At 42.5% G+C, this 20,464-nt stretch carries 20 protein-coding genes, 2 tRNA genes and 1 other RNA gene; 4 read left to right on the top strand and 19 right to left on the bottom strand.

The genetic code is table 11. The features are described 5' to 3' along the window. From HMPREF0849_RS01400 to HMPREF0849_RS01420, 5 genes are all read right to left on the bottom strand, one after another. Positions 1–548, bottom strand: a 548-nt coding sequence (locus HMPREF0849_RS01400; RefSeq protein ID WP_009013498.1) for an ATP-grasp domain-containing protein, incomplete at its 3' end; no start/stop codon positions are given. 12 nt (positions 549–560) lie between these two features. Further along, positions 561–1,301 (bottom strand): esterase family protein, encoded by a 741-nt coding sequence (locus HMPREF0849_RS01405; protein WP_000546816.1) that lies wholly within the window; start codon positions 1,299–1,301, stop codon positions 561–563. A 20-nt stretch (positions 1,302–1,321) separates the two neighbouring features. Further along, positions 1,322–2,146, bottom strand: coding sequence for an alpha/beta hydrolase (locus HMPREF0849_RS01410; RefSeq protein ID WP_001016817.1), 825 nt, complete (start codon positions 2,144–2,146; stop codon positions 1,322–1,324). Positions 2,147–2,282: 136 nt separating this feature from the next. Beyond that, the gene (gene thiI / locus HMPREF0849_RS01415) at positions 2,283–3,497 is read right to left on the bottom strand and encodes a tRNA uracil 4-sulfurtransferase ThiI (RefSeq protein WP_001200091.1); all 1,215 of its coding nucleotides are present in this window, start codon (positions 3,495–3,497) and stop codon (positions 2,283–2,285) included. An 8-nt stretch (positions 3,498–3,505) separates the two neighbouring features. Further along, on the bottom strand, positions 3,506–4,648 hold the full coding sequence (locus HMPREF0849_RS01420) for a cysteine desulfurase family protein (protein ID WP_000638935.1): 1,143 nt from the start codon (positions 4,646–4,648) through the stop codon (positions 3,506–3,508). Positions 4,649–4,785: 137 nt separating this feature from the next. Here HMPREF0849_RS01420 and HMPREF0849_RS01425 point away from each other — a divergent pair, with 137 nt between their 5' ends. Then, positions 4,786–5,211 carry a DUF6556 family protein gene (locus HMPREF0849_RS01425; protein ID WP_000073916.1) on the top strand — a complete coding sequence of 142 codons (426 nt, stop codon included), beginning with the start codon at positions 4,786–4,788 and terminating at the stop codon, positions 5,209–5,211. 44 nt (positions 5,212–5,255) lie between these two features. Here HMPREF0849_RS01425 and HMPREF0849_RS01430 read toward each other — a convergent pair whose 3' ends face one another. The 4 genes from HMPREF0849_RS01430 to HMPREF0849_RS01445 all read right to left on the bottom strand — a co-directional run bounded on the left by HMPREF0849_RS01430 (position 5,256) and on the right by HMPREF0849_RS01445 (position 11,249). Next, on the bottom strand, positions 5,256–7,562 hold the full coding sequence (locus HMPREF0849_RS01430) for a DNA translocase FtsK (RefSeq protein WP_009013499.1): 2,307 nt from the start codon (positions 7,560–7,562) through the stop codon (positions 5,256–5,258). Between the two features lie 86 nt (positions 7,563–7,648). Beyond that, a complete protein-coding gene (locus HMPREF0849_RS01435; RefSeq protein ID WP_000701475.1) occupies positions 7,649–9,604 on the bottom strand; it encodes a PTS fructose transporter subunit IIABC in 1,956 nt (651 codons plus the stop codon). After that, positions 9,601–10,512 carry a 1-phosphofructokinase gene (gene pfkB / locus HMPREF0849_RS01440; protein ID WP_000640770.1) on the bottom strand — a complete coding sequence of 304 codons (912 nt, stop codon included), beginning with the start codon at positions 10,510–10,512 and terminating at the stop codon, positions 9,601–9,603. The genes HMPREF0849_RS01435 and pfkB overlap by 4 nt, the downstream gene beginning before the upstream one ends. Further along, positions 10,509–11,249, bottom strand: coding sequence for a DeoR/GlpR family DNA-binding transcription regulator (locus HMPREF0849_RS01445; RefSeq protein ID WP_000920661.1), 741 nt, complete (start codon positions 11,247–11,249; stop codon positions 10,509–10,511). Before HMPREF0849_RS01445 ends, pfkB begins: the two co-directional genes overlap by 4 nt. 161 nt (positions 11,250–11,410) lie before the next feature. On the opposite strand from HMPREF0849_RS01445, the gene HMPREF0849_RS01450 reads away from it, so the two are divergent. Further along, positions 11,411–11,498 (top strand) — tRNA-Ser (locus HMPREF0849_RS01450). A 181-nt stretch (positions 11,499–11,679) separates the two neighbouring features. On the opposite strand, the gene HMPREF0849_RS01455 is transcribed toward HMPREF0849_RS01450, so the two are convergent. From HMPREF0849_RS01455 to HMPREF0849_RS10135, 6 genes are all read right to left on the bottom strand, one after another. After that, positions 11,680–12,639: a hypothetical protein gene (locus HMPREF0849_RS01455; protein ID WP_000721422.1), complete on the bottom strand. Its 960-nt coding sequence runs from the start codon at positions 12,637–12,639 to the stop codon at positions 11,680–11,682. Positions 12,640–12,718: 79 nt separating this feature from the next. Next, a tRNA-Ser gene (locus HMPREF0849_RS01460) sits at positions 12,719–12,806 on the bottom strand. A 71-nt stretch (positions 12,807–12,877) separates the two neighbouring features. Beyond that, positions 12,878–13,225: a transfer-messenger RNA gene (ssrA, locus tag HMPREF0849_RS10130) on the bottom strand. A 58-nt stretch (positions 13,226–13,283) separates the two neighbouring features. Beyond that, positions 13,284–13,919, bottom strand: coding sequence for an SGNH/GDSL hydrolase family protein (locus tag HMPREF0849_RS01465; protein ID WP_000290633.1), 636 nt, complete (start codon positions 13,917–13,919; stop codon positions 13,284–13,286). 1 nt (position 13,920) lies between these two features. After that, positions 13,921–14,748, bottom strand: coding sequence for an HAD family hydrolase (locus HMPREF0849_RS01470; protein ID WP_000152917.1), 828 nt, complete (start codon positions 14,746–14,748; stop codon positions 13,921–13,923). After that, positions 14,748–16,091, bottom strand: a complete 1,344-nt coding sequence (locus HMPREF0849_RS10135; protein ID WP_000415540.1) for a CapA family protein — start codon at positions 16,089–16,091, stop codon at positions 14,748–14,750. The genes HMPREF0849_RS01470 and HMPREF0849_RS10135 overlap by 1 nt, the downstream gene beginning before the upstream one ends. Positions 16,092–16,246: 155 nt before the next feature. Between HMPREF0849_RS10135 and def the strand changes: the two genes are divergently transcribed. Continuing rightward, positions 16,247–16,858, top strand: a complete 612-nt coding sequence (gene def, locus HMPREF0849_RS01485) for a peptide deformylase (protein ID WP_001272960.1) — start codon at positions 16,247–16,249, stop codon at positions 16,856–16,858. Between the two features lie 44 nt (positions 16,859–16,902). Further along, positions 16,903–17,631, top strand: a complete 729-nt coding sequence (gene rlmB, locus HMPREF0849_RS01490) for a 23S rRNA (guanosine(2251)-2'-O)-methyltransferase RlmB (protein ID WP_000855744.1) — start codon at positions 16,903–16,905, stop codon at positions 17,629–17,631. Between the two features lie 36 nt (positions 17,632–17,667). On the opposite strand, the gene trxB is transcribed toward rlmB, so the two are convergent. The 4 genes from trxB to HMPREF0849_RS01510 form a co-directional block, all read right to left on the bottom strand. Further along, positions 17,668–18,579 carry a thioredoxin-disulfide reductase gene (gene trxB, locus HMPREF0849_RS01495; protein WP_000272328.1) on the bottom strand — a complete coding sequence of 304 codons (912 nt, stop codon included), beginning with the start codon at positions 18,577–18,579 and terminating at the stop codon, positions 17,668–17,670. A gap of 65 nt (positions 18,580–18,644) precedes the next feature. Beyond that, positions 18,645–18,869 (bottom strand): DUF4059 family protein, encoded by a 225-nt coding sequence (locus HMPREF0849_RS01500; protein WP_000924294.1) that lies wholly within the window; start codon positions 18,867–18,869, stop codon positions 18,645–18,647. Between the two features lie 77 nt (positions 18,870–18,946). After that, positions 18,947–19,690: an amino acid ABC transporter ATP-binding protein gene (locus HMPREF0849_RS01505; protein ID WP_000590993.1), complete on the bottom strand. Its 744-nt coding sequence runs from the start codon at positions 19,688–19,690 to the stop codon at positions 18,947–18,949. Continuing rightward, on the bottom strand, positions 19,690–20,464 hold a 775-nt coding region (locus HMPREF0849_RS01510; RefSeq protein ID WP_009013502.1), incomplete at its 5' end, for an amino acid ABC transporter permease. The genes HMPREF0849_RS01505 and HMPREF0849_RS01510, both read right to left, overlap by 1 nt.

A 20,464-nucleotide genomic window follows, 5' to 3' on the forward strand; every position in this document is an offset into this window, starting at 1 on the left:
GTAGAATGGTCCCATTCAGCCTTGAAGTGATTTACATCTTCTTCTGTCTCAAGCTTAAAGGTTGCTGCCGCTCCCACTCCATTATCAGGTTTGGCAATCATTGGTAGACCGATTTCTTTCACTGCTTTATCCACATCTGCTTCCGTCTGGATAACAGCTCCAGGTACCACAGGGACATCTGCTTTTTTGAATAGTTTCTTCATCTCAGACTTAAACTTGGTCTTTTTGAGATCCTCCGGTTTGGCACCAAAAACATTGAATTGTTCTCTGAGTATTGCGTCCAGCTCAAGCCAGTATTCATTGTGGGACTCGATACGGTCGATAGGTCCATGCTTGTAGAAAAGAAAGGCTACAGCACGTTTGACTTCGTCTATGTTCTCAAGATTGTCTACACGGAAATACTCAGTTAGGCTATTGCGCAAAGGCTCATCTAGTTGTTCGTAAGGCTCCTGACCAATTCCCAAAACGGTGATGCCTTTATTAGCTAACTCGATTGTAAACTGTTGGAAGTTTTGCGGATAGTAGGGAGAAATAACAAGGTAATTCATAGGCAACTCCTTTTATAGATACAAGTGTCCAAGAAAATAAGGCATTTGTTTACGCCACCATTCCCAGTCGTGGGCGACATCGTGTCCCCATTCAGCAAACCAGGCTGGAATTTGTTTCTGGTCAAAGGCTTCTTTGAGCTTGTAGAAAGATGGCAGACCATCTTGTTCCCAGGCACCGAGACCCGTACAAACGACGATTTCTGCCTGACGGTAACGATCGATAAACCAGCCGTCATTCTGATTCCAAATATAATCGACTGGCGAGTTTTGGTAAATAGCATCATCATTGTAGTAATCGCCAACGAAGAAACGTGCGTCATAAACACCACTGAGAGCAATCACCTTGGTAAAGACATCTGGATGCTGGAGGAAGAAATTGAGTGCATGGTAGGCCCCCATGGAGCAACCTGTCGTCATCATTCCGTCAAACCAACCTGTCTTATGCTTGATAAAAGGAATGGCCTCCTCAATCACATAGCGTTCGTAGGCACGATGCATCTCCGCTTGGTCATGACCATTTTTCCAAGTGGCTAGCCAGCTCTCACTGTCAACACTGGAGAGAGTAAAAAATTGGACGCGCCCTTCCTCGATAAAGGAAGCACAGGCATCAATCATGCCAAAATCATAGTATTCATTGTGACTGCCACCAGATGAAGCAAAAACAACAACTGGAATCCCAGCATGTCCATAACGGTTGAGATACATTTCACGGTTGAGATTGCCACTCCAGTGGCTGAGGTTTTCAATATGCATTGGCTTTCTCCTTTCTTAACTTACCATTTCTCTGCAAAAAATCGGAGACAGTCTGGTAAATTTTCCGACCATGGAATCTCACTATGGATGGCACCAGACTGAACTTTCAAGACAAGATTATCCAAGTGTACTCCACCTGCAATCAAATCACGGTAATAGCGAAGCGACGAGTCGATATAGGCTTGTTTGATATTGCCAGCCATCAAGGTCTTGTCCGTATCATCTGCTTCTTCTGTTCCTACATAGATGAAAATGCGCTGTTCAGGCGACAATTTCTTGCGCTCGATATAGCGGTTAAAGGCTTCTTGGTGAAGCCAGTTGGCAGATGAGAAGACACCTAGACAACCAATTCGATCTTGGTATTCCAGTCCGATAAACTGGGTAATATTGCCTCCTAGTGACGAACCAATCATAGCCGTGTGCTGGCGATCAGCTTTGGTACGATAGGTTTCATCGATAAAAGGCTTGACCACTTCCATGACAAACTCGGCATACTCCACACCCTTACCACCAAACTGCTGGCCTGGGATAGGAGATTCTTGAAACTTCCAAGCTGCATACTCATTCATCCGCCCCATACCATCATTATCTATGGCAACGACAATCATGCGACTGATATCAGGATTTCGCTTAATGGCTGGAATAATCTTCCAAGAGTGTCCGATATAAGACTCCTTGCTGTAAAAGACATTTTGTCCATCATGAAAGTAAACAACAGGATAAAAACGATCTGTGTCTTTCTCGTAGTCTTTAGGCAGAAGAACACGCACACGACGCTCCTTTCCTGTATAAGGAACCTTGAGTTTGTGTTCTTTCATTTTTAAGTAAAAGTAGGAATGATTCATTGTCAGAAAACTCTCTATATTCAAAATTTTATCTTATTATACCACAAAAATAGAAAAAAAGTCAGTTAATGTCCATTTTAAGGATAAATAACTAACTTTCTTCATTTGTTTTTCTGAATTCTTCTGGATTTTCTGATTAGAGGAGATTGTCAATTAACTCATCGACAGCATCTTTTTCAACCTGGGGAGTGATTTCAGTAATCATAATCCCAGCCACTGCTCGCTCAACCAAGCCTTCAACATCCATGCGTTTTTCATACTGCTCTGCATTCTCTATCTTAGGATTGGTCTTAGGACGGTCAGGTGCAAAAATAGTACAGCAGTCTTCAAAAGGCTGGATTGAAATTTCAAAGGTATCGATTTCCTGCGCGATGTCAATGATTTCCAACTTGTCCATGGTAACCAAGGGACGAATGACTGGAGTGCTGGTCACAGCGTTGATAGTCTGCATGCTTTCCAAGGTCTGGCTGGCTACTTGACCAAGACTTTCCCCATTAATGATAATTAAACCTTTTCGTATCTCACGAATACGGTCGGTAATCCGCATCATAAAACGTCGTGTCAAGGTCATAAGGTAGGCTTCTGGCGCTTTAGCCTTGATTTCCTCTTGAATCTCTGTGAAAGGCACCTCGATAAACTGGATATTGCCCCCAAACTTGGTCAATTTCCGAGTCAAATCGTGGGCTTTCTTGAGGGCACCAGGACTTGTGTATGGCGGGCTAGCAAAGTGGACGGCTTCAATATCTACCCCACGTTTAAGAGCTAGATAACCTGCCACAGGTGAATCAATTCCTCCTGACAACATGAGCATACCTTTACCAGAACTTCCCACAGGTAATCCTCCTGCTCCACGAAAAGTTTCATAGGAAAGATAGGCAGCCTCTTCACGAATCTCAACCTGAAGATTAATATCTGGATTTTTCATCTGAGCTTGCACGTTTGGAATAGCCTCGAAAACAGCTCCACCAAGAGTTTGATTGAGTTCACGACTGTCCAATTCAAAGTTGTGATCGCTACGCTTGCTAGTGATTTTAAAGGTCATGCCTTCCTTGTAGATTTCCTTCATAATCTCTTGGACAGCAGACTTCAGAACTTCCACTGACTTTTCAATCTTATACACAGGAGAAAAATTTTGAATCCCAAAGACTTGTTTGAGCGATTCTGCTACTGCTGTGTAATCTGCTCCATTGAGGTAAGCGTGGGCACGGTCGCGATCTGCGGTTACCTTAACCTGGGGATATATAGACAAAACGTCTGAAATATTATTACGAAGTTTATTGATGAAACGCATACGATTTTTGTGCTTGGTTGACAATTCTCCGTAACGAATCATAATTTCTGAATACTGCATAAATGCTCCTATCTTACTTTTCTAGTTTGATTGTAAATTAATTTTAGCTTGGTCAAAAACTGCTCGACTTGACTCATATCATTTTCCAAGTCTAGGCTTAGGCGAACAGCTGACTGGGCCTTATCCTTGTCCACTCCCATGGCAATCAAGGTCCCTGCGGGTTTTCCTGCCTTGGACGAACAAGCAGAGGTTGTCGAAATGAAAATGTCATAGTCTTCAAAAGCGTGAACAATGACTTCACCACGAACACCTTTAATCCCAAAAGTCAGGATATGAGGGGCAAAGTCTTCCTCAGCTGAAAAGACAAAAATATCTGGATAGTCCAAAAGCGCTTGGCGAATGACTGATTTCATCTGCCCTATCTTATTAGTAAAGATATCTAACTTTTCCATAGATAAACGGAGAGATTTGGCTGTCGCTGCAATCCCTGCCACATTTTCAGTTGTCGAACGATAGTCTCGCTCCTGACCACCACCAGTCAAAAGAGGCGTAATTTTCTTACCAGACTTGATATAGACAAAGCCAACACCTCTGACACCATGAAACTTATGACTCGAAAAGGTTGCGAAATCCACTCGATCAGTTAAATACTCCTCTGTCGGAATCTTAGCGAGTGCCTGAACTGCATCAACGTGGAAGGAAATAGTTGGCTTATCTGCTAACAGTTTCGAAATAGCCTCAATAGGCTGGATAGAGCCGATTTCATTGTTAACTGCCATGATGGAAACGAGGATCGTATCAGGTCGTATCAAATTCGCTAGAGCCTCAACATCCACAAATCCTCTGCTATCAACTGGGGCAATATCCACCTCAAAACCTTGACTTTTAAGCCAAAGGGCTGATTCCTTGACTGCTGGATGTTCAATAGCTGACACAATAATGTGCTTGCCAAACTGGGCTTTTTCAAAGGCCACACCCTTGATGACCCAGTTATCTCCTTCTGTACCACCTGAGGTAAAGAAGATTTCATCACTTTTCTTGCCAATCAAATCTGCAATTTGCTGCCGGGAAGCATCTAAAATTCGTGTTGCCTGATCTCCCAAACGATGGAGACTAGATGGATTTCCTACAATTTTTGAAGCGACCTGCATGTAGGTTTCAAGTGCTTCAGGATAAGGCTTGGTTGTCGCCGAATTATCAAAGTAGATCATGTTTTCTCACGCTTTCTAAAATCACTCCTTCTATTGTATCACGAAAAGAGACCTGCGACAAGAAAGGGAGGTTTCTCTTTTTTTAAGATTTTTTTAAAGAAATGAGGTATAATAAATCATAATTAAAGGAGAGTATCATGTCTAACTATCGTAGAACTTCAAAACCAAAAACAGAACACATCAAAAAGGGCTTTACTGTCTTTCAAAAAACGATTGCTACCATCGGTAGTATCCTTGGTCTCATCACCGCTACTATTACCATCATGAACGCTATGGATAATAACAAAAACAACAAGAAAGAACCGACGACAACTCAAACAACTGTTGTCAAGGAAATTCAAAAAGAATCCCCTCAGGAAAATACTACTCCTAACAGGGACAACACTTCTACTAAAGAAAATACCACGCAAGAAGAAACTTCTCAATCCAATAAAAAAGAGGAGAAAAAAGAAGATCAGAAAACAACAACTCAGGATCCTTCTACACCTTCCTCAACAAAAGAAACTAGCGATAACGGAACACAGTCAAATACGACGAGTTCTGAAACTAAAACGAACCAGTAATCACAAAAATAACTTCTTTCCAAATTTGGAAAGAAGTTATTTTTTTATTGTTGCAATACTTTTCGTGGTTTGGTTCCCTCAGCTGGACCTATGATACCTGCCATTTCGAGTTCTTCCATCAGGCGGGTCGCACGATTAAATCCAACTGACAAACGACGCTGAATCATCGAAGCGCTAGCTTTCTGGGTTTCGATAACCAAATCCTTAGCTTCTTCAAAAAGCGGATCGCCGCCAGCTTCTCCGTCAGAGAGATCTCCTTCATTTTCAGGGACATCTCCTGGATCAAAGCTGTCATCGTAGTCCGCATCTGCCTGAGCCTTGATGAAGTTTACGATGCGTTCGACATCATCATCTGAGATAAAGGATCCTTGTAGACGGACTGGATGATTTTCATCAATTGGTTTAAAGAGCATATCTCCTCGACCGAGCAGTTTTTCTGCTCCATTCTCATCCAAGATGGTGCGTGAATCTGTTCCCGATGAAACTGCAAAAGCCACACGAGAGGGGACATTGGCCTTGATAAGACCAGAGATGACATCAACCGATGGGCGCTGTGTTGCGAGAATCATGTGAATCCCTGCGGCACGCGCCTTCTGTCCGAGACGAATGATGGCATCTTCTACTTCCTTGCTAGCCACCATCATGAGGTCTGCCAACTCATCCACAATGACAACAATCAAAGGCAGCGGTACTTGTTTGTACTCAGATTGGCTATTAAATTCCTCGACCTTGGCATTGTAGCCAGCGATATTTCGTACTCCAACCTTAGCAAAGAGTTCGTAACGGTTTTCCATCTCATCCACAACCTTTTGCAGAGCCTTGCTGGCCTTGCGTGGATTTGTCACAACTGGAATCAAGAGGTGAGGAATGTCATTGTAAACGGATAACTCAACCATCTTAGGATCGACCATCATAAACTTGACCTGGTCGGGTCTTGCTTTCATCAGAATGCTAGCGATAATACCGTTAACTGCAACTGATTTCCCTGATCCCGTCGAACCTGCAACCAGTAGGTGGGGCATCTTGGAAAGATCAAAGGTTCGAGCAGTTCCATTGACAGCCTTACCCAGAGGAATTTCGAGGAGATTTTCTGGTTTAGTCTGAGACTGTTCCCAGAGTTCACGGAAGGAAACGGTCGCAATCTCAGAGTTGGGTACTTCAATTCCGACTAGGGATTTACCAGGGATCGGAGCCTCAATCCGAACATCCTTGGCCGCCAGAGCTAGAGCTAGGTCATCTGCCAGATTGGAAATACGGTTAACCCGTACACCAACGGCTGGCTTGACTTCATATTTTGTAACAGATGGTCCAATTTCAGCTCGTTCCACCGTCACCTTGATACCAAAGCTAGCAAAGGTTTCTTCTAGGATTTTGATGTTTTCTCGAACAATCTTCTTTTCCTTGGATTGATCTTTGGGTTTATCTGGCGCAAAGAGTTGCAAGCTTGGTAGCTTGTATTCGAGGGCTTCCTTGGCAGAAAAATCAACCTGCACCTCTTCATCCTCAAAATCTTCTTCCACATCTGAAACGTCAAAGTCAGTTTGAGGGAGAATAATCTCCGGTTCAATCCATTCTTCCTCAGGAATTGGTGGGAAATCGTAGACTGGTACTTCTGATAAGATTTCTCCCGTTTCAGGATCTACAGGAGGAAGCGGTAATGCATCCTGTTCTTCTTGTTCTCTCTGAATTCTGGCAGCTTCTTCAGCTTCTTGACGTGCCTTCTCTTCTTCTCTCTTGATGAAGCGTTCCTGTTTTCTCTGTTCCTGTTTTTCCATGAAGGATCTAAACTGAGCTCCAATAAAGGCTGCAACATCATAAATAGACCAAGGACTGATCAAGAGTGCCCCAACTAGAATCAAAAGAACTCCAATAAAGTACGACCCGATATTTGAGAAAAGAAAGGCTATGGGAATATAAAGTCCGACACCAAGCAGGCCTCCACCAGCAAAGCTAGTCACCCGCATACCAGTCAGGTCCGTCATAACTTGAGACAGGGTCCCTTTTAGGACTGACTGCTCCAAGCCATATTTCCATACCAAGTAGGCCTCAAAAATCAAGAGCAAGCCAGCAAAGATACAGAGAAATCCTGATAGAAGTCCCTCTTGCTTGCGGATCCATTTAAATAGAAAGAGATAAATGAGAAGGGCACCAATGGCCACATAGGCCAAACTTCCAACCACCAGTCGAATGAGATTGTAAAGAGTGACACCTGCCGCGCCGAGTTTGAGGGCTGCAATAATCAACAATAAGGCAATTCCTAAGGAAATCAACATCCTCTGGATAGCCTGTTTTCTTTCAAGTTCTGCTTTAGACGGTCTCCGTCTTGTTTTTGTAGTATTCTTGTTTGCCATTCTTCTATTATACCATATTTCACAGCCATTTCGAATAGAGAAAAAGATTGCACCAAATGGTAACAATCTTTCTATTCTAATCCATTTTATGCTTGTGGCTTGCGTAGGTAACCATAAACCACACCACTTACAATTGCGCCAACCAAGACAGAGGCAAGGTAGAGAAGGGCATTTGAAGTAAGAGCGATAACGAAGATTCCTCCGTGTGGCGCCATGAGTTTGATTCCTGCAAGACCAACGAGTCCACCTGCTACTGCTGATCCAAGGATAAAGCTTGGGATCGCACGAGCTGGGTCAGCGGCACCAAATGGAATCGCTCCCTCAGTGATAAATGACAAGCCCATGATGATGTTTGTCAAACCAGAGTTGCGTTCTTCTTTAGTAAATTTATCTTTGAAAAGAAGGGTTGCGACAAAGATGGCAAGTGGTGGAACCATTCCTCCAGCCATAACTGCCGCCATAGCTACAGAACCACCTGAAGAAACAGTCGCTGCAAGCGTACCTGTACCAAAGACATAAGCAGCTTTGTTGACTGGTCCACCCATGTCAACAGCCATCATGCCTCCAAGAACGATACCAAGAAGGACAGCTGAACCTCCTCCAAGACCACCTAGGAAGTCATTCATAGCAGTGTTGATTGCTGCCATTGGAATGTTGACAGCCAACATAACAAATCCTGTCAAGATTGTTCCGAAAAGCGGTAGGATAAGGATAGATTTAGCACCTTCAAGTGAACGAGGAACTTTAACGTATTTCTTGATAGCAAGAACCAAGGCTCCTGCGATAAATCCACCAACAAGGGCACCTAGGAAACCAGATGAGACACCTGCAAGAGTAGAAGTTGCTTCACCACCTGCAGCATAAGGAATTTTACCAAAGGCAAAACCTTCTTTAGCAATAGCACCAGCAACGAAACCAGCTACTAAACCTGGTTTTTCAGCGATAGAGTAGGCTACGTATCCTGCAAAAACTGGAAGCATCAAGCCAAAGGCTGCTCCACCAATTTTCATGAACATAGAAGCTAGTTCATGGTAGGATCCGAGATTGCCAAGACTATCTTGTGGCACACCAAAAGCTCCGTCGATTAAGAAGGCGAGGGCAATCATGATACCACCACCGATAACGAATGGCAACATTTGAGATACACCACTCATCAAGTGTTTGTAGAAAGCACCACCGATACTTTGTTTTTCATTAGATGCTGTTGCAGCTTTTGCTCCATTAGCAGCACGATAAACTTCAGCGTCTCCTGAAAGAGCCAAGTTGATCAATTCTTCAGTCTTACGGATACCGTCTGCAACTGGACGGTTAACCAAAGGTTTTCCATCGAAACGATCCATCTCAACAGCCTTGTCAGCAGCGATGATAACAGCTTTAGCCTTGCGGATATCCTCTGCAGTTAGTTGGTTACCAACACCGCTAGCACCGTTGGTTTCAACCTTGATACCAACACCCATTTCAGCTGCAACTTTTTGCAAGGCCTCTTGTGCCATGTAGGTATGAGCAATTCCTGTAGTACATGCTGTTACAGCTACAAGGAAGTCTCCACCTTTATTTGCAGGTTCAACCACAGCAGCTTCTTCTGTTTTTTCCGAAGCTTGGTCAAAGAGCTCAATCACTTGATCAGGCGAAGTTACTTGACGAAGTTTATCCGCAAAGCCATCTTTCATCAGGTATTGAGACAATTCTGCTAAGGCTGCCAAGTGAGTATCATTAGCACCTTCTGGTGCCGCAATCATGAAGAAGAGATCAGTTGGTTGCCCATCCAAACTCTCATAGTCAACACCCTTGTTTGACTTAGCAAAAAGAACGGTCGCTTCTTTTACAGCAGAGTTCTTGCTGTGAGGCATAGCAATTCCGTCACCCAAACCAGTGGAAGTGAGAGCTTCACGCGCCAAAATTCCTTCTTTAAAGGTTTCAAAATCTGTCACATAACCGTGATCTACCAAGCTTTTAATCATCTCTTCGATGACAGCTGTTTTTTCAGTTGCCTGTAAATCCAACAACATGACATCTTTTCTCAATAGGTCTTGAATTTTCATCGTTTTTCTACCTCAACTTTTTCATATGTTTCTTTAATAAATTCCGCTGTTGCCAAGTCATCCGAGAAGGTCGTTGCCGTTCCACAAGCTACCCCCCATTTGAAGGCTTCTACTGCATCTTTTGATTTGACAAATTCACCTGTAAATCCAGCGACCATAGAGTCACCAGCCCCGACTGAATTTTTGACTGTTCCCTTGATAGGTTTAGCGAAGTAAGCTCCCTCAGATGTGACAAGAAGGGCACCGTCTCCAGCCATAGAGATGATGACGTTTTGTGCACCTTTAGCTAGTAACTCACGAGCATAGTTCTCGATTTCATCTAAACTTTCGAGTTTCACTCCAAAGATAGCTCCAAGCTCGTGATTGTTTGGTTTAACCAAAAGTGGCTGGTAGTCCAAACTATCAATCAAGGTCTGTCCTTCAAAGTCACAAACCACTTGCGCACCAGTCTGGCGTGTCAAGGCAATCAAATCTTTGTAAATAACATTACCTAGATTCTTAGCACTCGAACCCGCAAACACAACCGTATCATCTGCTGTCAGACTAGACAAAATAGCTTTCAACTCTTCTAGCTGAGCCGGTTCCACATTTGGACCAGTCCCGTTGATTTCTGTTTCTTGGTCTGCTTTAATCTTGACATTGATGCGAGTATCTTCTGCTACTTGGACAAAACGTGTCTCAATTTCCTCTTCTGCCAAAGTATCTGTGATAAATTTACCAGTAAATCCTCCGATAAATCCAGTCGCAGTATTAGGAATATCCAAGCGCTTCAAAACACGGCTAACATTGATTCCTTTCCCACCAGCAAACTTATCATCACTGTCCATTCGATTGACACTACCGACTTCTACTTTGTCTAAGCGAACGATATAGTCAATGGATGGATTGAGTGTGACTGTATAAATCATACTTCTATTACCTCCGTTTTCTTCTTAATAACCTGCAAGAGCTCATGCCCTTGACTTGTGATGACAATAGCGCGTTTAAGTGGTGCTACCTTTGCAAAGCAAGTTTGACCAATCTTTGATGAATCCACCAAGACATAGGTTTGTTTGGCATTCTCTAAGATAGCACGCTTCACGGCTCCCTCCTCCATATCAGGAGTCGTATAATAACCATCGTCCACACCATTCATCCCGATAAAGGCACGGTCAAAGTGCAATTGATTGATTTGGTTAAGAGCAACACCACCGATACATGCATCTGTTGCCATTTTGACACTTCCTCCAACCATGACAGTTGGAATCTGTTTTTCAACCAACTGAACCGCATGGTGAATGGAGTTAGTTACAACTGTAATATTCTTATTAACCAATTCCTTGATTAAAAAAGCAGTTGTCGTTCCAGCATCAATAAAGATAACATCTTGTTCCTTGATAAGAGAGGCTGCTTTTTGAGCCAGTAACTTCTTCTCTTGAAGGTTTTTGACAGATTTTTCTTGGATGGTTTCTTCTTCCTGCAAGGAGTGAGGTAGTTCTGCTCCACCATGAACACGGCGAAGCTTGTTTTCCGCCTCCAACTCGTCCAAATCTCTTCGTACTGTCGATTCTGATGTTTCTAATAGACTAACCAATTTTTCTAGGGAAACTACATGATGTTGATTTAACTCCTCTAAAATCAGTTGCTTCCGCTCAGTTTTTAACACCAAACCACCTCCTGTTATCGTTTACACTATTCATTCTAGCACATTCTCTACCAAAGTCAAGCATTTTTTATCATTTTCTTTCAAATTCTATCATTTTTCTTATTTCCAAAATTTTTATTGCAAGATAAGTGGCTTTATGGTAGACTATTTGAGTAAGTATTGGAAGATTACTCAAGAGGCTTAAGAGGCCGTGTTGGAAACGCGGTAGGCGTGTAACAGCGTGCGTGGGTTCGAATCCCATGTCTTCCGTAGAAAAAAGAAAAACTGCACCTCAATGCAGTTTTTTTATCGTTCTAAGAACAATATCTAGAAATGAAAGGCTGAGTTACTCTAACTATCACATCACATTTTTCTGTATCCTTCCCTATCCTAATTCATAAAAAAACAAGTAGTTTATTTTGACTACTTGTTTTTCTTTTAAATCTAAAGATTAGATATTGCTTTTATCTTTTTTATCTGAAGATTTGTCTGTTGATTTATCAGTGGATTTGTTTGAAGATTTATCAGAAGACTTGTCTGTTGATTTATCATTAGACTTCGTTGAGTTTTTACGGACAATTTTATCATAACCTTCTGTATCATCAAGCAACTCTGTCGCCAAAGTACGGTAATCTTCTTGAGAAATCAGCCAGTTTCCATCCTTATCCTTTGTTAATTTGATTTCAGTATCAAAATCACCAGTAGTGAAAGGTGTATGAGCTAAGTTAGGGTCAACGTCACTGTAGGTTGAGAAATCTTTCTTGAATAGATGCTCAAAAATCCAGTAAGAAACCAATGTTTGGTAACGCTTGATGTCAACGTTTGAACCAGCTTGATTGTATTTACCTAGGTTATCAACACCTCCAATAAGAGTAGTGAGAACTTCCCTTGTAGATGAAGCCAATCCTTTAGAGTGTAACTTCTTAGAGTTGAAAGTAACAGTCGCTGTATTTCCTGATTCATCAACCTTCACGTCTTTAACAGTGTAAGAACCGATATCTTGATATAATCTACGTCTCATCTTCAAGAAACCTGAAATGGTTTCTTCTGGAGTTTCTACAGGGAAATCTTTGTGCCATTGTACTGAGTAGGTAGACGCAGGTGAAAGCCCTTCTTCTTTGATTTTTTCACTTGTTTGTACAGCAAATACTGCCTCAGTCCATTTTTCATAAGTGTCGCCATAAATCTTCTTAAATCGAGCAGAGTCGCTAGTAAGAACTGAGTCTAAGAGAATCTCAGCATCTTTTGTAACTTTTTCTTTAACTTCTGCTGCTTCATCTTTCTTCTCAACTTGTTCTGTATTCTCCTTGTTATCAGAAGAAGCTTCAGATGACTGATTAGAAAATACAGAACATGCACCCAAGACAACCGTCGAAAGTGCTAAGATACTTAGTAACTTGATCTTTTTCATGTTTCACCTCATTATGAAAATTTACTCTTGGAGACCACCTCCAAGCAGATTTGTTTAGAAAAACACTGGGTTTATCTAACGGAGAATGGGGGATTCGAACCCCCGCGCCAGTTACCCGACCTAACGATTTAGCAAACCGTCCTCTTCAGCCTCTTGAGTAATTCTCCACTAACACACTAGAATAAATAGGATACAACGAAGGATACAATTTGGAAAAAATCTACTGTATACCCGTTCATAATGGAGCCGGTGGGAGTCGAACCCACGTCCAAACACCTGCCAACATATTTGTCTACAACCATAGGTTATGTATTATTTTAACAGTCCCTCGACACATAACTCAAGCCTAGGAACTGCGAGTCTATTAATCTCTTATCAAACCACTAGACAAGGCTTGATCGTATCTCGCTAATCATAAGACCTGTCATTGAACACGAGCAATCCAAATCAGGTCACGCCTGCTGTTTTTTAGGCAGCTAGAGCGTAAGAAGTGTTATTTTTTGCAGTTATATTTAACTGAGCGTTTACGTCGCCACACGGGTTGCAAAATATGCCTCATAATGCCTGTCGAATCCGTAACGACCCCAGGATGTTAGAACTATTATAACCTATCTTCACAAAAAATGCAAAATCAAGCCAATTCTTTAGAACAGATACGTTTTCAAAGCATCTGATAATGCTTGATAACCGGCTACACTTAGATGGAGACCATCCGTTGTATAGGCTGATTTAAGTTGTCCCTCTGCATCAGTCAAACTATCATAAATTGGTAGAAAATTTACTTGCATATAGGCGGAGGCTAGAGCCTCATAGGCTTGATTCCATTCTCTGATCTTTTCATTGGTACGAATATATACTGTCTGCTTGTATTCTTCTCCTTCATTGACCGGCAGTATCGAAAGAAGCTTTATTTGAGACAGCGGATATTCTCGGGCAATCGATTGGATCACGTTCTCAAGATTATCCAAAGCTTCATTCATGGAAATATCTTTTCCAATATCATTTGTCCCAATTAGGAGAACAATTTGATCCACAGCATCACCATAAAGATGGGCATCCAAATTCTCTAATAACAATCTCGTCTGGTAGCCTCGGATGCCACGATTAACAATCATCTTGGCAACCCCAAACAACTCTTGCAGAGGGTAATACTCCACAATCGAATCACCAATAAAGATAATATCTGGCTCTAGAACAGAAACTTGATTCAATTCACGATACTTGGTTTGAATCTTTTCCTGCTCCTTTAAGAGCCAATTCTCTAATAACTGTACTGCCACCTTATCCCTCTTTCTCTAACCAATTTTCTAGGACCTGATAAACACCCGCCTGGCTGTTAGCTGGTGCTAGGGCAGTCGCAACTGCCTTGACCTCATCAGCTGCATTTTCCATGGCATAGCCAATTCCAGCCAGTTCTAACATTTCGACATCGTTTTCACTATCACCAAAGGCCATGATTTGTTCCGATTTCAAATTCCAGCGCTTGAGTAATTCTTCCAATCCCCATGCCTTGTGAATACCAGTTTGGAGGATGTCAATACACCCATAACCGCTAGAAACGGCTCTTATATGACCATTAAAGAGGTCATTGATTTCCTGCAAAACAGAACTAGAGCGTTCTTCACCAACAACCATACTCATCTTTAACACTCCACCGAAGAGGTCAGCTTGCAAGTCTTCCACAAAATTCATTCGTTGATAAAATTTTTCAATCATCTCTGGTGTCATAAATTTTTCTAGGTCTGTAAAAACAGTCCCTTTCTTGACAAAACCACCCTTCATACCTGTTACGACAAACTGATCTCGGCACTCTCTCCCTTTAAAATGAACTAAAGCCGTGTCAACCATAGCATCATCCCAGGTCTGCGCTTGAATCAGTTTATTGTTTTCAAAAATACGCGCCCCATTGGCAACAACCAGAACTACTCTACTCGCCAAGTGTTCTAGTAATTGCCTCATACGGTGAACTTCATTCCCCGTCGCAATGACAAAACGGATATCCCTTTGATCCAGCTGATCTAAAATCTTTTCCAAGCGGGGTAGATCTAGCTGCCCTCTCGGGTCTAGCAAGGTTCCATCCATGTCTGTTGCAATTAATTTAATCGTCATCATATCTCCTTTAGAGTGAGCGTCTGCCACTTCAACCCTACATGTTCATTCATTTCTTTATAGGCCGTGTCAATTCGTTCCTTGGTCGCCTCGTCCAACTTGTCACGGTGACTGCCTCCCTCGATGAAGTCCTCTAGGATATAGGTCTGATAGAGGAAGAGCGGATAGCCTTCTGGAGAGTAAGTCCCTTTGGGTGTTCGATTGACCCATGTCGGATGTGCCTTTGCCGTTTCAATCCTAGTCTTGCCATCTTTTTTCTTAATGGTTACATCCATGAGAACACCGCGCTCCGTCCACTTGGCATTTTCCTCATCTTGCATGGTTTCAATGCGTTGATTTGAGAGGAAATTCCCCATGGAGTAGATGATCAGTTTTTTGTCACCATCTTTTTCAACTGTTTCAGCAGGTTCAACGACGTGAGGGTGCCCTCCAAAGATAATATCGGCTCCCCAGTCAATCATCTTATGGTACAGTGTTTTCTGTTCTTCCGTTGGTTCTAGCTGGTACTCAATTCCCATCTGAGGCATAATAACAGTAATATCTGCTTCCTTCTCAGCACGCTCGATTTCTGCCTTCATCTTATCTTCATTCAGATCAGAAAGATAGCGATTATAGTCCTCTTGAGAGATATACTGCTCAATGCCATTAAAACCGTAGGAATAGGCCAGGAGAGCTACCTTGATACCATTGACTTCCTTGATGACTATAGGTGCTTGGTCACGGGATTCATGTGTGTAGACTCCGATGGGTGTCATTCCAGCCTTTTCAATAGCTTGAGCTGTTGAAACTACTCCCTCAATTTGAGAATCCAAAATATGATTATGAGCCAAATCTAGAACTTGGTAACCTGCATCCTTGATCGCATCCATGACTTCTCCTGGTGCATTAAAGAGAGGATAACCTGCCAAATAGTGGTCCTTGTTCACTGTTCCTTCAAAGTCACCAATTACCAAATCCGCTTGCTTGAGCCAGGGTTTTACATACTCAAAATTTTCATGGAAATCATAGGTTCCATCTTCTTTAAGAGCTGTTCGGTAGATAGGGATATGGTAGAGAAGGTCGCCATTTGCCATGATACGCGCCGTCGTTTCGCCAGACTGATTTTCCTTGGATTGACCAGATGTACTAGCAGAATCAAGAGTTTGACTACTAGGACTCGTTCCCTTACTACCTTGTACTGCTCGAACTAATAAGTTTCCCCCCATGGATAAGGCAACTGCAAGCAATAACACAATAATAAACTGGGCATTGGTCCAGGATTTATAATTCCGAAAGAAATCAACACTAGTTCTCCACACCCCATAAAGAGAGTCATGAGACCGTCTATCTTGTCGCTTTTCCATCTTTATTCCCCCCTTGCTTTTACTGCAAGTTTTTTCTTTTATTATACCACAGACAAAAGAGGAATACCGTTTATTATATTATTTTTTAGGAACTTCTGCGACTTTCTTTCTCGCCTATTTTGTGTTATCATGTAGAGGTAATGAAAGGAGAGAAAATGTCTGCAATAGAACGTATTACAAAAGCTGCTCACTTAATTGATATGAACGATATTATCCGCGAGGGGAATCCTACTCTTCGCGCAGTTGCTGAGGAGGTTACTTTTCCACTGTCTGACCAGGAAATCATCCTTGGTGAAAAGATGATGCAATTCCTCAAACATTCCCAAGATCCTGTTATGGCTGAAAAGATGGGGCTCCGCGGTGGTGTTGGACTTGCTGCTCCCCAACTCGATATCTCAAAACGCGTTATTGCTGTTTTAGTGCCCAATATTGTGGAAGAAGGTGAAACTCCACAGGAAGCCTACGACCTGCAAGCTGTTATGTACAATCCAAAAATCGTCTCTCACTCTGTTCAAGATGCTGCTCTTGGCGAAGGAGAAGGTTGCCTATCTGTTGACCGTAACGTGCCAGGCTATGTTGTTCGTCATGCTCGTGTCACTGTTGATTATTTTGACAAGGACGGCGAAAAACACCGTATCAAGCTCAAAGGCTACAACTCTATCGTTGTCCAACACGAAATTGATCATCTAAACGGAATCATGTTTTACGATCGTATCAATGAAAAAGACCCATTTGCTGTCAAAGATGGACTCCTCATCCTCGAATAAAGAAAATCCCGTTGCAAGACGGGGTTTTGTGTTATAATAGAGGCATGAAAACAAATGATATTGTCTATGGCGTCCACGCCGTTACCGAAGCCCTCCTGGCAAATACTGGAAACAAACTCTACCTCCAAGAAGATCTTCGAGGTAAGAATGTTGAGAAAGTCAAGGAACTGGCTACAGAAAAGAAGGTCTCCATTTCTTGGACTTCAAAAAAATCCCTCTCTGAAATGACCGAAGGCGCTGTTCACCAAGGTTTTGTTCTACGAGTGTCCGAATTTGCCTATAGTGAGCTGGATCACATCCTTGCAAAAACACGTCAAGAAGAAAATCCACTTTTATTGATTCTGGATGGTCTAACTGACCCTCATAATCTGGGTTCAATCTTGCGAACAGCTGATGCGACCAATGTTTCAGGAGTCATTATCCCCAAACACCGCGCTGTCGGTGTAACTCCTGTTGTTGCCAAAACGGCCACAGGTGCTATTGAGCATGTACCGATTGCCCGAGTGACCAACCTCAGTCAAACTCTAGACAAACTCAAGGATCAAGGATTCTGGACCTTTGGAACGGATATGAACGGTACCCCTTGCCACAAGTGGAATACAAAAGGAAAAATCGCCCTCATCATTGGAAATGAAGGAAAAGGCATCTCTAGCAACATCAAAAAACAGGTCGATGAGATGATTACCATTCCCATGAATGGACATGTTCAAAGTCTCAATGCCAGTGTGGCTGCAGCCATTCTCATGTACGAAGTTTTCCGAAACCGACTATAAAAAAGTTTCCAATCAAAAGATTGGAAACTTTTTTTCTTAACTATGTTCGGTGATAAACTTGTAAGCTTCTTGACCAGCGATAGCCCCATCTCCAACTGCTGTTGTTACTTGGCGAAGATCTTTTTGGCGAACATCCCCAACTGCAAAGATGCCATCAACGCTAGTTTTCATATGATTGTCTGTTACAATCCAGCCTGCCTGGTCTTGAATATTCAATTCTTTAACAAAATCGCTAACAGGATCCAAACCAACATAGATAAAGACACCACCGAAGGCTTGTTCTGTCACTTGACCTGTTTTTACATTTTCAAAAATTACAGATTCTACTCGGTTTTCACCTTTGATTTCTTTGACAACAGAATCCCAGATAAAGTTGACTTTCTCATTAGCAAAGGCACGGTCTTGCAAAACCTTTTGGGCACGAAGTTGGTCGCGACGGTGAACAATAGTGACAGACTTGGCAAAGCGTGTCAAGAAGAGGGCTTCTTCTACCGCTGAATCTCCACCACCGACTACGAGCAAGTCTTGGTCACGGAAGAATGCTCCGTCACAGACTGCACAGTAAGAAACACCACGACTATTCAGTTCCTCTTCTCCGGGAACTCCCAAGAGACGGTGTTTTGACCCAGTTGCCACGATGACAGTACGGGTTTCGTAAACTTGGTCATCAGTGATTACCTTCTTATAGTCAGCATGATCTTCAATATTTTCAACATAGCCATAAAGATGCTCCACTCCAAGGTTTTCAAGTGGTTCAAACATCTTTTCAGCCAATTCAGGTCCACTGATGTTGGCATAACCTGGATAGTTTTCAATATCAGATGTGTTATTCATTTGCCCGCCTGGCAGACCACCTTCAATCAAAGCCACTTTCAGATTGCTTCGAGCGGCATATAAGGCAGCTGTCATTCCCGCAGGTCCAGCACCGATAATAATCGTATCGTACATTTCGATTCCTTCTATCTTGTTGTAACTATCTTTATTCTAACTCATTCTTGCTAGTCACGCAAGGATTATGCCTTGAAAACCAAGAGCAAACTCATGACGGCAAAGGATAACACCGGAACGACCAAAACTCCAATCATAATCATATCATAGAGATGAGCTTGGCGAGCTTTGGCTGTCTTGTCCACACCAGACATGGCTCTCAATCCAATCCAAATTCCCAGAAAAATCACGACAAGGATGGTCGTTAAGATCAAACTCTCGAAATACAAAGAAAATAGATGCAGTAGCATGATCTCTCTCGTTTCTATCTTTTTTAAAGAGTAAACTCAGCTAGTCCAACTAACTGAGTTTTCCTTTTTCTATTATATCAAATATAAGTCCGTTTGTAACTAGCAAAGAATTCTTTTGTTCGTTCTTCTTTCGGATGATTGATGATGTCATCCGGTGTGCCAGACTCGATGATTTTCCCTTTATCTAGGAATAAAACCTTGTCTGCTACTTGGGCTACAAAAGACATATCGTGACTGACCAAAATCATGGTCTGACCCGACTTGGCAGCGTCTGCAATAGACTTTTCTACTTCACCGACCAACTCTGGGTCGAGGGCTGAAGTGGGTTCGTCCAAGAGCAAGACATCTGGTTTCATAGCAAGCGCACGCGCAAGGGCAACCCGTTGCTTTTGTCCACCTGATAAGTGGCGAGGATAATGCTGTTCACGGTCAGAAAGCCCAACCTTGGCCAACTCTTCCTTAGCGATTTTTGTTGCTTCCTCATCTGATAATTTCTTAACAACAACCAAACCTTCCTTTACATTGTCAAGGGCTGTTCGGCGTTCAAATAAGTTGAACTGTTGGAAAACCATAGATAACTTGCGACGAAGGGTTAGGATTTCTTCTTGGCTAATCTGAGAAAAATCAACTTTAAAATTGTCAATCTGAATCGTTCCACTATCTGGAGTTTCAAGGTAGTTCAAACTACGAAGAAAGGTTGATTTCCCAGCTCCAGATGAACCAATCAAAGCCACTACCTCACCTTTTTTGATATCCAAGTTCAGATGATTCAAGACTGTCTGTCCTGAAAAGGATTTGCTTAAATTTGAAATCTTAATCATTAACGAAGGTCTCCTTTCACATCTGTAGATACTGCATCCGGCGCTGAGATAGCCATTCTTCTCTCAATGAAACGGCCTAGGCTTTCAATTCCAATATTGACTACCCAATAAACAAGGGCAACGGAGATGAAGCGCTCAAAATAGCGATAATCAGCTCCACCTAAAATCTGAGCTTGGGCAAAGACCTCCACAACACCTGCGCTAAAGGCTAGAGAAGTTCCCTTGGTCAAACCGATAAGGGAGTTAATCAAAGTCGGCGTCGCTACCACTGCTGCATTTGGAATAATCACACGACGGTATACTTGCGCACGAGTCATACCCAAACTGCGTGCCGCCTCAATTTCACCTGGATTAACAGAAAGGATGGCTGCACGAATCGTTTCACTTGCATAAGCTGCCTCATTAAAAGCAAAGGCCACAATCGCAAAAAGTGCCGCTGGAATCGCATTGATATTAAAACCAGTGCCCCATTGCTGGTTGATAGCTTTCAATAACAAAGGAATTCCGTAGTAGGTCAACATAAGTTGGACTAGGATTGGGGTACCTTTTAAGAAGCTGACGAAAAAGGCCTGCAAGGGATATAAAATCTTAACACGATTGATCTTAACAATAGCAAAAATCAGGGCAAGTAGCAAACCAAAGAGTGCACCTCCAAGCGTCAACATCAAGGTTGTAGGCAGTTGCTGGACAATCCTTGGAATTCCATCAAAGACCGAACGCAAACTAAAGAGCTTACCATCCGGAATGAGTTGCATCAAACGTTGGTACCAATCT

It is taken from the genome of Streptococcus sp. C300, assembly GCF_000187645.1.
In the GTDB taxonomy this organism is placed as follows: domain Bacteria; phylum Bacillota; class Bacilli; order Lactobacillales; family Streptococcaceae; genus Streptococcus; species Streptococcus oralis_CQ.